Here is a 14,435-nt window from a genome sequence, read left to right on the forward strand (position 1 = left end):
CCTTCAGGCGCTTTACTAATGTAACAACCCCCTTCGGGAATGTCAACCCTTTTTTGAAAAAATTTTGGATTTTTTTTCCGGTTCTGCCCCAAAGCCTTGCACTGTGAGGAATTTAGGAGACAATGAAAAAAGCAGATTTGGCGAAAGGAGGAAAATCGAAGCGTGAATTTTCAGTCAGTGATTGCCACATTGAATCAGTTCTGGGCCGATCGCGGTTGTCTGATTGCCCAGCCCTACGACATCGAGAAGGGCGCAGGCACCATGAACCCCCATACCTTCTTAAGAGCGATCGGACCGGAACCCTGGTCGGTGGGTTATGTGGAGCCTTGTCGCCGCCCCACCGATGGGCGCTATGGCGAAAATCCGAACCGCTACCAACACTACTACCAGTACCAAGTGCTGATTAAACCCTCCCCCAACAACATCCAAGATATTTACTTAGACTCCCTGCGAGCCTTGGGCATTCGTCCCGAAGAACACGACATTCGGTTTGTGGAGGATAACTGGGAGTCTCCCACCTTGGGGGCCTGGGGCGTCGGTTGGGAAGTCTGGCTCGATGGGATGGAAATTACCCAATTTACCTACTTCCAACAATGTGGAGGCATCGATTGCCGTCCGGTTTCCATCGAAATTACCTACGGATTGGAACGCTTAACCATGTACCTCCAGGAAACCGATGCCTTTACGAAAATTCAGTGGACCGATGAGGTCACTTACGGCGACGTCCACCTGCAAGGAGAAATCGAGCAGTGTATCTATAACTTCGAGGCATCGAATCCGGACTTGCTATTTACCTTGTTTGGACTGTACGAGCAAGAGGCGCAACAGCTCATCGATCGCGAAATTGTCTTGCCCACCCTCGATTACGTCCTCAAATGCTCCCATACCTTTAATCTGCTCGATGCCAGAGGGGTCATCTCGGTAACGGAACGCACCCGCTACATCGGCAGAATCCGGAGTTTGGCGCGGCGGGTGGCACACCTGTACCTGGAACAACGGGAAAAACTCGACTTCCCGCTTTTAAACCGCCAAGGGTCGGAACCCTCGGCAGCATAGCCATCTTTCCACCCTACTTTACCCATCATCAAAACCAACCGAGGAGCTTAAATGGAAAATCTGACAACCTTACTCGAACCGATCGCCAGTCAATTTCGCGCCCTGGGAATTCCCCAACCGATTGTCCAATGGGGACATCCGGCAATGATGGGCATTGTCATCTTTGTGATGGGCACCTTTGTCGGATGGGCCGGATGGCGGGGACGAGTTGCCCCAGATAAAGAGGTAGCCATTAAAAATCGCCAAGCGCACCGCAAACTAGCACCCTGGATGTTTTTATTTATCGCCTTAGGCTACACCGGGGGAGTGTTGTCCCTAGTGATGCAAAAGCACCCCATTTTAGAAAGCGGTCATTTTTGGACCGGTTGCGTTTTGCTGGTCTTGCTCACCCTCAATAGCTTGTTGGCTCTCGGTTTCGGCGGCGATCGCCCCAACTTGCGAACCGCTCATGCCTATGTGGGTACCACCGCACTGGGTCTGATGTTTGTCCATGCGGTACTCGGATTAAAATTGGGTCTGTCTTTATAAAGGAATCTTCCCGCGATGACTTCTGCCCCGATCGTCCTGCTTTGCTTAGCCTATATCCTCGGATTGCTCTCCACCGGGTTTTCCTGGGGAGGATATGCACTCCTCGGCGGGGGAGTGGCGATCGCCGCTGCTACTTTGTGGCTGCCACTTCCCACTTCCCTGCGAGTCTTAAAAGCCGGATTAAAACCAGCCATCTGGCTGCTGGCGGGAGTCATCGCTTTGCTGGCCACCTTCTATTTTCACTGGCGATCGCCACAACCCAGCGCCCTCGATATCAGCCGATTTATCCCCTCTCCCGATCGCGAGACGCAAGCGCAAGTGGTGACGGTATTAGGCAAGGTGAACTCTACCCCTCGCCTCACCCGCAGTGAAAAAATTCAATTCTGGCTCACCACCCACCAACTCAACGAACTGGTGGGAAGTTCCGACCCCCTCACAACCCCCACCGCCAAAACCCACTCGGTCACGGGCAAACTATACGTGACGGTACCGTTACTCCAAGGCACCGGACTCTATCCGGGTCAGCGCGTGGAGGTGACCGGGCGACTGTACGAACCTCAACCGCCGGTCAATCCCGGGGGATTCGATTTTAAAGCCTATTTGGCGCGCCACGGCACCTTTGCCGGATTTGCCGGATACAAGGTTAAATGGCCGGCGGGCAATGGCGAGGAATCCTGGGGATTGTGGCAAATCCGGCGTCGCATTCTGCGCGCTCAAATCCGGTGGCTGGGGGTGCCAGAAGGGCCGCTCCTCAGTGCGATGGTGTTGGGCTCCCGAGCGGTAGACCTCTCCTATGAGATTCGCGACTCGTTTATTCAAGTGGGGTTGGCCCATGTGTTGGCGGCGTCGGGATTCCACGTGGCGATCGTGCTGGGCTTGGTGCGGGTACTCACTCGACGGTTTTCGGAACGGATACAATTTGGCAGTGGTACGGTGGTGTTGCTGGTCTATGTGGCGCTGACGGGGGGTTCGGCGTCGGTTTTCCGGGCGGCGATTATGGGATTTGCCGCGTTAGTGGCTCCATTGCTGAACCGCAAGGTTAACCCTTTGCAGTCGTTGTTGTGGTCGGCAACGTTTCTCCTACTATTTAATCCGTTATGGATTTGGGATTTAGGCTTTCAGCTTAGTTTTTTGGCTACCCTGGGTTTATTGGTCACGGTGCCTCCTTTGATTGAGCGATTGGATTGGTTGCCCCCAACGATCGCCTCTTCGTTCGCGGTTCCCCTGGCGGTGGCGGTCTGGGTACTTCCCCTCCAACTCTATACCTTTGGCATTGTCTCTCCTTACAGTATCCCGCTGAATATTGTCCTGGCAATGCCGATCGCAGCCCTTACCATTGTCGGCTTTATCAGCGCGATCGCGGCAGGAATTTGGCCGATCGCCGGCAGCGCCTTGGCATGGCTCCTATATTACCCCCTCCAAGTGACGATCGCTACGGTGGAGTTCGTCAGCGAGTTACCGGGGAATACGGTGGCCACGGGCACCCTGTCGCTGTTGCAAGCGATCGCTCTATATCTATTGATTGGTATGGTGTGGTTGCTACCTTGGTTGCACCGACAGCGACGATGGCTGTTTGTCTTTCTGTTTGCAGTGGCTCTGGTGACGGTGCCGGTTTTGCACGCTCGCGCTACGGTGTTTCAGGTGACGGTCCTGGCAACTCGATCGGATGAACCGGTTTTGGTGATTCAAGACCGGGGACAAGTCATTTTAATGAATAGTGGGGATGATAGTACGGCCCGCTACACTATATTGCCGTTTCTGCGTCAGCAGGGGATAGGTCAAATTGATTGGGCGATCGCCACTCACCCCATCGCTTCGGAAAGCGGTTGGCATCTGATTCTCGATCGCCTCTTTGTGCAAACGTTTTCCAGTCAACCTCTCCCCTTGGATAATCCCAGCGCGCAAGCGCTCTTAAAAAAGTCGATCGCCCAACAAGGTTCTTATCAACCCCTGACCCTCGGCGAAGCGCTCAAACTTGGCTCGATGAAGGTGGAGTTACTTTCTCTTGAACCCCTGGCGGTTGAATTCCACATTCGCGATCGCGTTTGGTTGTTTCTCGGCGATTTCAATCCCTCGGAACAAGAGCGGCTAATTGCCACCCAGCGCTTGCCCGGATCGGATGGGGAGTCGCCTTTACAGGTGCTTTGGTGGTCTGGCGATCGCTTGACTCCTTATTTAATAGAGGCGCTACAACCGGACAGTGCGATCGCTTCTTCTGATGATATTGATTCCCAAACCGCTGACCTTCTGGTTCGCGCTGAGGCTCGAATCTATTCGGTGGCACGGGATGGGGCACTGCTGTGGACCGAGCAAACCGGCTTCCAGAAAATCCTCGATTTGACAGAAAATGATTCTCCTTTGCTCTAACCCTTGCCATCCTCGCGTAGAATGGAGTACAATAGGGAGCGCACCTGGAGAGGTGGCAGAGCGGTTGAATGCGGCAGACTCGAAATCTGTTATGGTGTCACAGCCATCGGGGGTTCGAATCCCCCCCTCTCCGTCTCCGAATTCCTACCAGTTTGAATACCTCGGCTGTGTTGCTTAACATGGCCGAGGTCTTTTGTCAAGGTAACTTTACAAAAGTTCATTACAAAAGTTCATAAAATACAGACGACGGGCAACAGGTAATTGAGGCGCGGCGATCGCAATTCCCTGTTTTGCCCTGGGGGGGGTTTTTGTGAAAAATACTCGGTGAAATGGGGATGACAAGCAATGGCGCGATCGCGACTCTTCACCGATATTCCACCCTGGTTTCCCCTTTTCCATTGCCAATTTATCGGCAAGGGGTGATGGGGATCACTGGCAAAACCGATGGGGATCACTTTCAAGCGGGAATATCCGGGGCATGATTTGATTAGTTCGGTTGGAAAAAATACTCATCCAATCTCTAGAAACGCGACTGAGGAGCTAAACTGACGGATGCTTGACCCAAAATTCCCTTGAAGATATCCGAGCGCATTTCTGGGTGCCACACCAAACCTAAAGAAAATCTAAAATTTTCCAGACTTTGCGATCGCAACCGTTAAAATTTAAGATTACCTCAGAATCACCCATCTACTTTCGCCGATCGCAACCTCCATTCAAATAATATTTCCACGGTTTACCGTCATCAATTTTTTGGCTTCGTTTCCTTACACTTAACTGAGAGGTTTTAAAATGCAGACGCTACAAGCAATTCGCTGCCCCAATTGCGGAAGTCATGCCGAACGTTACCACTTTTTACATCGCAACCAGGTTCAAACCCAATGCCCCTTCTGCGATTATTTGATGGTAACTTGTTCTCGCACGGGTCGCGTTGTAGAAGCTTATGCCCCTGGTTTATCCGTTCACCGCAGATAACATTCTCGTGAAAATAGGCAATTTTCCTTCTGACCTCCCCCGCTTCACCTGAACGTTAACGAGAATCAAAACAACCCGGGGGAAACCCGAGGAAAACCCCCTAATGTGGTGAAACCTTAAACCCATATTATCATCCATCCTCCCTCGTCGCGCGACTAGGGAGGATTCTTGTCACTGCAATTTATACCACAAGGGTCACGCACCAACCCCATTATTGACAGAATTCATCGCTTTTGAGGCGCGCAGTTGTCCGCAAGCAGCATCGGCGTCTAAACCGCGAGAATAGCGGACACTGACGGCAATCTTGCGCTCTTCTAACACCTTCACAAAGCTTTGTACCCGCTGACGAGTGGGACGTTTAAAATCCACTTCTTGAATCGGATTATACGGAATTAAATTCACGTGACTTTGAAATCCGCGCAGCAATTGCGCTAATTGTTCGGCATGTTCCGGTTCGTCGTTAAACCCGGAAAGCAGGATATATTCAAAGGTCAATCGTCGCCCGGTTTGCTTGACATATTCGCGACAATCTGCTATCAGTTCGGGTAACGGATATCCGCCGGCGCTGGGTATCAATTTTTCCCGCAGGTGTTGATTGGAAGCGTGCAAGCTGACGGCGAGGGTAAATTGTCCGTGGTGTTGGGCGAGTTTGGGGATACGATCGCGAATTCCCACCGTAGAAATGGTAATCGAACGCTGACCGATGCCGATATCTTGATTGAGCGATCGCACGGCGGAAAGGACGTTCTCGGTATTCAGTAAAGGTTCCCCCATACCCATAAACACAATATTGCTGACGCGCCGCTGAAAATCTTCTTGCACCGTCAGCACTTGATCCACAATTTCATGGGTGGCAAGATTGCGAATAAACCCGCCTTTTCCAGTGGCGCAAAAGTCGCAGGCCATCGGACAACCCACTTGGGAAGAAACGCAAACCGTGAGGCGTTTCTCGGTGGGAATCCCTACGGTTTCAATTACTTGACCATCTGCTAATTTTAATAAATACTTAATCGTCCCATCGGTGGCCACAGATTTATGGTAAATTGTGGAACGACCGAGGGGATATTCCGCCAATTTTTCGCGCCACTGTTTGGGAAATACGGTAATCTCACCCAGCGATCGCGCTGTTTTTTCATAAATCCACTTGTGTAGCTGTTTCCCGCGATAGGCGGGTTGCCCTTGCTGTTGCACCCATGCGGTCAATTCTGGCAAAGACAATCCTAACAGGGGCGTCATCGACTCAGCAGTAGAAACTTCCACTGTTTTTTCTTCGGAAACCGTTACAGTAGGAGTGGTTGTCTGGTGTGTGGGAAAGTTGCGACTCATGGCAAATCGAAAATAAAAACGTTCGGCGCGCAAAAAATGTTCGGCAGGGACTCTCGTTTGACCGATACCACCCTGCATTGATGGAGTTGTTTTTGCAGCACTCCGCGCTGCTAGATTGGGCAACAGTTCGATTCGGGTTTGGGCTTTTTTTAGTTTAACATCTTTGGGAGGAAATTCAGGCGATCGCGAATCGGCAATCGGTTGCAGTTGCGGGTCAAAATAAGCAGCAGATTTTTGCTGAAGCTCTCTTCTGCGATAGGCGATGCCCACCCTACGGGTGCAATTTCTCAAATACGGGCACTTGTTTTATCTTAACTCGGACTCGAACTTTTTTTGCCGACGCGGCGATCGCTTTTTATTCTTTACTGGTTCGGTCAGGTTTTTGTCGATCAGCAGATAAGTTTTCATTTCTCCTTTTCCTTTCACCGGAATGGTTCCGCGCTCTTCAAACCGATAGCGATCGCGCAATAACTCGTAAGTGCTTTCAGAAATCTGGATGTAACCGGGAATTCCGTGAGATTCCATGCGCGAGGCAATATTAACCGCATCTCCCCAAAGGTCGTAAATAAACTTTTTCTGACCGATCACACCCGCCACCACCGCCCCGGTATTAATGCCGATGCGGATATTGACATTTTCATTATGAACCTGATTGAAATTGGCGATCGCCTGCTGCATGTCCAATGCCATTTCCGCCACATTCCAGGCATGAGAAGTATTGGGTTCGGGAAGACCTCCCACCACCATATAAGCATCGCCAATGGTTTTAATTTTCTCCAAATGATGCAGGTCAGCAAGACGGTCGAAATCGGAAAAAATCTCGTTTAGTAATTTTACCAAATCTTCGGCAGAAATCCGCGAAGACAGATTGGTAAAACCCACAATATCGGCAAACAAAACCGTCACGTCAGTAAAGCGATCGGCAATGGTAGTCGGCTGTTCCTTGAGCCGTTCTGCAATGGGTTTGGGTAAAATATTCAGCAGCAAACTTTCCGATTTTTCCTGCTCGATTTCTAATTGTCTTAACGCATAAAAAAACTCTTGAGCGATCGCGCTGGCAAACACCACCGCCAACAGCAGCGCCGCCACCAATAGTCCCGTCGCTGCTTGACTGGTTTTTGCAATCCGAGTTTGGGCGCGCCGCACTTCATCTGTCGCCAACTGTAGCAACTGCATGGACACTTCCGCAGCTTGCTCGTCAAAGCGAGAAATTTGGCTGCGAATTTCCCCATCTAATCCAACAATTCGATCTGCGATCGCGTCGTATTCTCGCAGATATTCCAAGGCAGTTGCTTGGCGTTCGGCATCGAAATTGGGCGATCGCACCACCGCATCGCGCAATTCTTCCACCCCTTTATTCAATGCCACTCTCTGGGCATTTTCTCGCGTGAGGAGATACTCTTTTTCCAACAACTGAATCTGAGCGTACAATTCCATCACGTCTGGTTCCCCTGACAGTTCCAGGGTATCGCGCAAGAGCTGTGAATTTTGCTCCAACTGAGCGATAGTCCCCGTTTCATCCATGCCCAATTCCCCCACTAATCCCACCGCTTCTTTAAAGCTGCTGGCATATTGCTCTACCATTTCCACATAAGAAACCACAGCGGGATGACTCTGACGCAAAGCGGTACTGACATTATCGCCGGCGAGTAATTGTTGCAAGCGATCGCTAATTTCAAGCACTTCGTTGACTTCTTCTCGATGTGCCCTGGCATAATCTTCCCGCGCATCCAAAAACCCTTCTTTCGACCAGGTTTCAAAAAATTCTCGCTCTTTTCGCCGCGCATCATCTAACGCATCGTTCATTTCAAACACCAACCGCTGTAGCTTGATGCTTGTTACGATCGCCGCTTCTGTTTCGCGGCGCACGAATGTCAAAGAAACCCACCCGGTTGCCGCAACGCCTGTTAGCAGTAATAATAGACCCACAAACGCCGAACTAAACTTGCCGGTAATGTTCAGACTGCGCCAAGGTTTACTCAAGGGTTGCCATTTCGCCATAAAACCTCCAGAGAGTCGGTCTGTGTAGCTTTGATGAGTGAATTTCACTCAGAAAAGAGAGGGAAGCGATCGCTACACTTGAATTGCTACAAATTTTCCCTATCTGACGATAAGGAATTTGTCACCCATGCCAAAACAGCCGTGCGAGGAAGGCATCAAAACCTACCTCGGAAGGATAGATTTTCCCTCCGACTTTTCGCCAAACTCAGGCAAATGATTTCCGACTAGAGATGCACCCGATGGGTTTCCTTTGCGTTCGACAGGGGGTAGATGCACCGCTCTTGCGGAAGAAACGGCGAAGGCGCGCATCGAACGATTTATTCGCCATAATCGCCCCCGGACCCATAGTGCCACGCTTGAATCCAGCGACGGCAATAATATTGGGGGGTTCGCGGTAAACGGTTGGCAGTAGGTTCCATCGCTTGCCCGATGGGGGCTAAAGCGCTGTATAAACCCAAATTCAGATAATGTTGCATCCAGTCTAGCAGAGAAGCTACGCCAACTTGGGGAATGACGCGCATCACTTTCTGGGGTTGGGCGATCGCGGTTTTGACGAGGGTTTGAGACAATCCCCCAAATTGCACCACATCTTGTAAAAATGGCTTGAGAATCGGTTCGCCTAACTCGTCCATTTCCTGAAAAACTCCGGAGAGTAATTCGTTAATTTGATTCTTTTTCTCTGGGTCAATTTCGCGATCGACCTCTACACTCATTGCCTTTTGAAACAACCATGTCACTGCTAAATTTGGCTGATAAGGTTGTAGCAATTCCAATGCTTCGCGCGAGAGCATTTCTTTTTTTAATGCATCGTCAATCCCATCGGCGAGACGCTTCAAATGGCGCAACATGGCTCCAAATCCGCCAAAACTCAGGGGAGATTGCATCCCGCTACTATCCCCAACGAAAAAAATGCGATTCCAAGGCGATCGCAAGGGACTTTCTCGATAGGCGGGAAAAAACCCAAACAGCGCCCTGACAAATTCTAACTGGGACAGTTCCACGTTCTGATATTCTGGCAACAGGCGCAGATAATCTTCAAATAACTCGGTTAAACTCAATCGTTTGGGGTCGGCATCTAAATACGTAAATAAATAAGTGGTTCTACCATCTCGGGCGGGAAAGGCTTCCCAAAAATACTGACATTGTTTTTCTATCTCGGTGAAAGAAACAATTAAATCTCCCGTTTCGTTTTTGGGAAATCCTTTCGCGCAACTGCCGACTACCAAACAGACGCCATCGGGTTTTTTGCCCTGTCGCGCTTGTCGGACGATGGGGGAAAAATGCCCCATTACATCTAATAGCAATCGCGTTTTAAAAGCGTCTTCATTTGTTGTTTTTACCAGTACGCCATCGGGATGAACTACGGCACTGTCAAAGGAGGTCTGTTCGAAAAGTTGACCGCCTGCTTGCAGAAAACGGGCTTTTAGGGTATCGAGTAGATAAACGGGATCTACGCCAATATTGAGCACGTCCCTGACCCAAAATGCCGGACCGCCAGTAAACTGAATGCGGGCGGGGTTGTATTCGGTTGCGATCGCTTGTTCGATTTGTTCTTCGCTGAGTAAGTCTAGGTCTAAAAAAACGTTTAATTCGGGCCGGGAGATGTTCCATTCTTGATCTCGCCCGCGCAAATTGCCGCGTTCGAGTAAGGCGATGCGCCATCCTCGCAGGGCGAGGGCGGCCCCAATAAAAATGCCTAATGTGCCGCCACAAACGATCGCATCCCACTGGTTTTCTCCTAAAGGTTCTTGACTTTCGGCGATCGCGGGTTTAACTGGGATTTGATTTTCTTTGAGAGATTGCCACAGGCGATCGGCGCGATGCAGTCCCCCGATGGTGTCCCCGGGAATTTGAGCCAAAATTTTTTCGGTTATCGGGTTGGTCATGGGTGGAAATTCCAATTATTGGTTGATATCAACTTAAAAATTTCTTCTAGGCAGTTCCTTGGGCGGAAATTACCTCGGTGGTTTTGCTGAGGGGAAGGCGAATTAAAAATTTGGTTCCTTTTCCCGATTGCGATTCAAACTCAATTTCTCCCCCATGTGCCTCGACAATGGATTTGGCGATCGCCGTTCCCAATCCAGTTCCGCCGCGCTTTCCATAGGTGACAAAGGGTTCGAATAAGCGATCGTGAATTGCATCCGGAATCCCCCTGCCGTTATCGACAATTTCGATAGCGGCAAATTTGTCCCTGGCAGCGGCAATAATCGAAATCTGACCCTCGCGCCCGTCCAACGCTTCCACGGCGTTTCCAACTAAATTTTGCCACAGGCGGATGAGTTTGTTTTCATCGGCCTCCACTACCAGGTTTTCTGCCCGAACGATAAATTTGACGTTCGATTCTTTTAAGTAAATTCGATTGAGTTTTTCAAATTTTTGCAAAATTGTGGCAAGATTGACGGGTTTTTTGTGCAATACTGAGCTGCCCCGGGTAAATTCCAAAACTTCTTCTGCCATTGCCAACATCCGCGCTGTCTGAGCTTGAATTAACTCGCACCATTCTAGGGTGTCTTCATCCTCGGAATGGATTTCGGTGAGCATGGAAGAGGCTAAGGAAATGGCTGTAAATGGACTTTTGAAGTCGTGGATAATGGTGTTGGCCATTTCTCCGATGAGGGTCATTTTTTGTTTGTGGACGATTTGTTCTACATAGCGATCGGTGGTCAGGCGCAGATATTGGATAATGTGATTGAAGAGTTTGAGGACGACCTGACCGGGCGATCGCTCTAAAATTTCCATTAATCTGTCGCGATCGATTTTGGCGAGGGTTGCCTTTCCTCTCGCTACCGCCCTGGCGCTACGCGGTTGTCCGTCTAATACCCCAAATTCTCCAAAAAAATCATTGGGTTCTGCCCAGGCAACGGTTTGATAGTGATGGGAGGCGGTATGCTTGCAAAATTCGATGGTTCCCTCTAAAACTAAGTACAAGGAATCGGGAATTTCGTTTTCTTCAAAAATGACCGCCCCTTCTGTAAAAGTCTCTACTTCAGCAATTTGGCACAGTTCTGCTGCTTGTTCGGGTAGAAAATAACAAATAAACCGATGGGATTTCAACTCCATGCTCAATTCCCTGCATCGTCAATTCATAAAGCTGCTTGATTCTATCTTATGAAGAACAGTTCAAAAGAACAAGGTAGGGAGGGGGAATTGGGAATGGTTCGGTAAGGGGGAAATTGTTGATTGTTAATTCGTTATTGGCCGCTGTTTGAGAAAAGGGCTTGGGAATGGGTGGGAATAAGGTGGATGGGGGGTTTATTTGCCCAAGGCTAATACGGCATTTTGTCCGCCAAAACCGAAGCTGAAACAGAGGACTCGTTCGGGGTTGGTGCGACGGGATGTAGTGACAAAATCCAGATCGAATGCTGGGTTTTGCAACCCCACACAAGGAGGCAAGTGTCCCTGATGGAATGCCATGAGACAAAATGCAGTTCCCAAGGCACCGGATGCACCTAATGCGTGACCTGTGGCTCCCTTTGTGGAACTGACTGGCACGCCAGGGGGAAAGAGATGTTGTATAATGCGCGCTTCGGTGCAGTCGTTGAGTTGGGTGCTGGTTCCGTGGGCGTGGATATAGTCGATATCTGAAGGGGAAAGATGGGCGCGGGTTAAAGATTGGAGAATGGCAGCGATCGCGGCGGTGCCTGATTGGTCTGGTGCATTACCATAACAGGCGTCATTTGTCAAGCCGAAACTCAAGATTTTGCCATAAATCTTTGCGCCCCGCTGGTGGGCAAGTTCGGCGGATTCGAGGACGAAAGCGGCGGCACCTTCGCCCAAGACCAACCCTTGGCGATCGCGGTCAAAGGGGTAGCAACCGGTTTTCGCCAAAGCGCCCATTTTGGCAAAGCCGGCTAAGGTCAAGGGGGTAATCGGGGCTTCCACCGCACCGACGATCGCGCGCTGACAGTGGCCCGATTGGATGAGTTGAACCCCCTGAGCGATCGCCCAAATCCCGGTAGCGCAAGCCGCCATTGGCGCGAAAACCGGACCGGTGGAGCCGAGGGAACGAGCGGTGGCGATCGCCGGCATGTGGGGCAAGGTATCGAGCCAATTGTCCGGGATAAGCGACTCTCTGGGGGGGTTGGGATGGCGATAAAACTGGCGTGCCAGTTGTTCCCATCGGCCCTGATGGGAGCGACTCGACCCGATTGCCACGGCACAATCCGGCAAAGGCGGCACCAGATTGGCATCTTTCAAAGCCGTGGCGATCGTGGTTTCGGTGAGGGGGGCCAGGGGAGTGGGTGAGACGGCGATCGGGGCGAGGGGTGTGGGTGGCAGTTCTGGGAAAGGGTGGTGCAAGGCGATCGCCGATTCTCCCGCGATTAAACGAGACCAACTGGTCCACAAGCTTTCGCCCAAGGCGCAGAGCAACCCGATTCCAGTTACCACAACCTCCACGGCTAAGACTGGTTAGGGAGTTGCAGATTCTCCAAACCCTCAACCACGCGAGCCGAATCAATGCGATCGCCCTGTTGGATTTCGTCTACCACATCCATGCCATCGGTGACATAGCCAAACACGGCATAGCTCCCATCTAAGAACGGCAAGTCATTGAGGGTAAAGTAAAACTGAGAAGAGGCAGAATTGGGAGCTTGAGATCGGGCCATTGCCACCGCCCCGCGCGTATGCTCCAGTTCTGGCGCTTGGGAGATGCCAGCCATTTGGAAGGTAGTGCCATAAAGCGGATCCTCTGCACCGCTGGGCATAATTTCCAAAGGAATGTTGCGTTCTTGGCCCGTGGTCGGATCGGTATAACCCCCGGTTCCGAGCTGACCCCTAAAATTGGCGTCTTTGCTTTGCGGGTCGCCGCCTTGAACCACGAACGGTTCCGGGTTGCGCACCACCCGATGAAAGGCGAGATCGTCGTAGACTCCTTTCTGGACGAGATCCACGAAATTGCCAGCGGTGACGGGAGCGTGGGTGCCATCCACTTCAATCGTGATGGGTTCGCCATTGACCACCATCAGCACGGTGGCTTTCCCTTCCAAGCGAGGCAGGTTGCTGGAGAGATTGGAGGGAGGAGTTTGTGCCACCGCGCTGGGATTGTCCCCCGAAGAATCCGTGGTGGGGGAAGAGGAGCCGACCCCATCGGTGCAACCGCCGATGAGCAAAGCCAGTGCGATCGCCGTACAGACGAACCAATGCCCGATTTGGTTTTGCATGTTTGCTTACCTAAACTACCTGCTGCCGATTTTTATCATACCCATGCCGATGGGGAATTGAACTGCCCTGCCCAGGAGTGGCACCAAAAGCGGCTGAGTGTTTTTATCACAGCCGGGGAGTTTTGTCAACCCAAGGTTAATCCGGTGTTAAAAAATGTAAACAACTCAGCCGGAGCAGCGATCGCTAAAAGAGGAAAGATAGAAACTTAGAAGCCATCCAGGGGGACGCCAAGGAAACGGGCTAACTCGGCCCCCTCATTTTCCAGCTCCGCGAGCGGAATCGGTTGTCCCACGCGACTCAGGGGAATCGGGTTATGGCCTTTCACGCGCAGATAAAGCACCCGTTTCGGGTTGAGACCTTCCTTGACATCCACGCGAATCGATTGCACGTCATCGAGGGGATAGTTGATGTCGATTTTGCGGTTTTTACCGGGGAAGCCCCAGCGGAAAATCCGAACCTCATTTTTGTCTTTATTGAATTCGTTGTAGCCGCCGCCTACATTCAAGAGAATAGTCATCCAAAGGTAGAGAGCAAGCAGCAACCCCGCCACGCCATAGAAGCCCATGACCAAACCTTGGGGGATAAACACGAGTTGCGTGGGGTCGCTAAAGGGGAGGAAATTAACCTTGTAGTAGCTCGAGAGGCTGGCTAAGAGGAAGCCAGTAGCGCCGAGGGTGACGACAGAGGCGACCAAATAATTGGTGATGCGGCGAGAGCCGACAATGGGTTTGTAAAGGACGCGATCGCTTGAAATGGTAGTTTTTGCAGTCATGTGAATCCTTTGCCAGAGTTCAGATAGGGTAAGCCTGCCCTTAGTGTAAGCCAGGGGGCTGGGGCTAGGAGTTTTGCAAATTTTGGTAAAGTTAATATATATTTATGTTAACTTACTTAGAAAGCTTGCGATTGTTCTAAAGCAAGACAATTTGAAACCAGCAACCTAAAGCGACTTGTCAGCACCCCGCTCTAAAGAGACGGGGCTTCTAGCCCCTGACTTTAGGTAGCTGACCAGCCTAAGCCCTACG

General features: G+C 51.0%; 11 protein-coding genes and 1 tRNA gene. 5 read left to right on the forward strand and 7 right to left on the reverse strand.

Annotated elements, in window-relative coordinates; all coding sequences use genetic code 11:
• The first annotated feature begins 162 nt into the window (after positions 1 to 162).
• From glyQ to LKK83_RS09160, 5 genes are all read left to right on the forward strand, one after another.
• Positions 163 to 1,056 carry a glycine--tRNA ligase subunit alpha gene (glyQ, locus tag LKK83_RS09140; RefSeq protein WP_324630771.1) on the forward strand — a complete coding sequence of 298 codons (894 nt, stop codon included), beginning with the start codon at positions 163 to 165 and terminating at the stop codon, positions 1,054 to 1,056.
• A gap of 51 nt (positions 1,057 to 1,107) precedes the next feature.
• Positions 1,108 to 1,584 (forward strand): DUF4079 domain-containing protein, encoded by a 477-nt coding sequence (locus LKK83_RS09145; RefSeq protein ID WP_324630772.1) that lies wholly within the window; start codon positions 1,108 to 1,110, stop codon positions 1,582 to 1,584.
• 15 nt (positions 1,585 to 1,599) lie between these two features.
• Entirely contained in the window at positions 1,600 to 3,951 is a 2,352-nt protein-coding gene (locus tag LKK83_RS09150; protein ID WP_324630773.1) for a ComEC/Rec2 family competence protein, read from the forward strand.
• 46 nt (positions 3,952 to 3,997) lie between these two features.
• Positions 3,998 to 4,084, forward strand: a tRNA-Ser gene (locus tag LKK83_RS09155).
• Positions 4,085 to 4,286: 202 nt separating this feature from the next.
• Positions 4,287 to 4,433, forward strand: coding sequence for a hypothetical protein (locus LKK83_RS09160; RefSeq protein ID WP_324630774.1), 147 nt, complete (start codon positions 4,287 to 4,289; stop codon positions 4,431 to 4,433).
• Positions 4,434 to 5,118: 685 nt separating this feature from the next.
• On the opposite strand, the gene rlmN is transcribed toward LKK83_RS09160, so the two are convergent.
• The 7 genes from rlmN to LKK83_RS09195 all read right to left on the reverse strand — a co-directional run bounded on the left by rlmN (position 5,119) and on the right by LKK83_RS09195 (position 14,185).
• Positions 5,119 to 6,159 (reverse strand): 23S rRNA (adenine(2503)-C(2))-methyltransferase RlmN, encoded by a 1,041-nt coding sequence (rlmN, locus tag LKK83_RS09165; protein WP_324630781.1) that lies wholly within the window; start codon positions 6,157 to 6,159, stop codon positions 5,119 to 5,121.
• Positions 6,160 to 6,555: 396 nt separating this feature from the next.
• Positions 6,556 to 8,250: an adenylate/guanylate cyclase domain-containing protein gene (locus LKK83_RS09170; RefSeq protein WP_324630775.1), complete on the reverse strand. Its 1,695-nt coding sequence runs from the start codon at positions 8,248 to 8,250 to the stop codon at positions 6,556 to 6,558.
• Between the two features lie 317 nt (positions 8,251 to 8,567).
• Positions 8,568 to 10,136 carry an NAD(P)/FAD-dependent oxidoreductase gene (locus LKK83_RS09175; protein WP_324630776.1) on the reverse strand — a complete coding sequence of 523 codons (1,569 nt, stop codon included), beginning with the start codon at positions 10,134 to 10,136 and terminating at the stop codon, positions 8,568 to 8,570.
• Between the two features lie 46 nt (positions 10,137 to 10,182).
• Positions 10,183 to 11,310: an ATP-binding protein gene (locus LKK83_RS09180; protein WP_324630777.1), complete on the reverse strand. Its 1,128-nt coding sequence runs from the start codon at positions 11,308 to 11,310 to the stop codon at positions 10,183 to 10,185.
• 192 nt (positions 11,311 to 11,502) lie between these two features.
• Positions 11,503 to 12,648 carry a beta-ketoacyl-ACP synthase gene (locus LKK83_RS09185; RefSeq protein ID WP_324630778.1) on the reverse strand — a complete coding sequence of 382 codons (1,146 nt, stop codon included), beginning with the start codon at positions 12,646 to 12,648 and terminating at the stop codon, positions 11,503 to 11,505.
• Positions 12,649 to 12,650: 2 nt separating this feature from the next.
• On the reverse strand, positions 12,651 to 13,412 hold the full coding sequence (locus LKK83_RS09190) for a peptidylprolyl isomerase (RefSeq protein WP_324630779.1): 762 nt from the start codon (positions 13,410 to 13,412) through the stop codon (positions 12,651 to 12,653).
• 206 nt (positions 13,413 to 13,618) lie between these two features.
• Positions 13,619 to 14,185 carry a photosystem I assembly protein Ycf4 gene (locus tag LKK83_RS09195; protein WP_324630780.1) on the reverse strand — a complete coding sequence of 189 codons (567 nt, stop codon included), beginning with the start codon at positions 14,183 to 14,185 and terminating at the stop codon, positions 13,619 to 13,621.
• Between the last annotated feature and the right edge of the window lie 250 nt (positions 14,186 to 14,435).

The sequence above is a fragment of the Phormidium sp. CCY1219 genome (assembly GCF_035615515.1).
GTDB lineage: Bacteria > Cyanobacteriota > Cyanobacteriia > Cyanobacteriales > Laspinemataceae > CCY1219.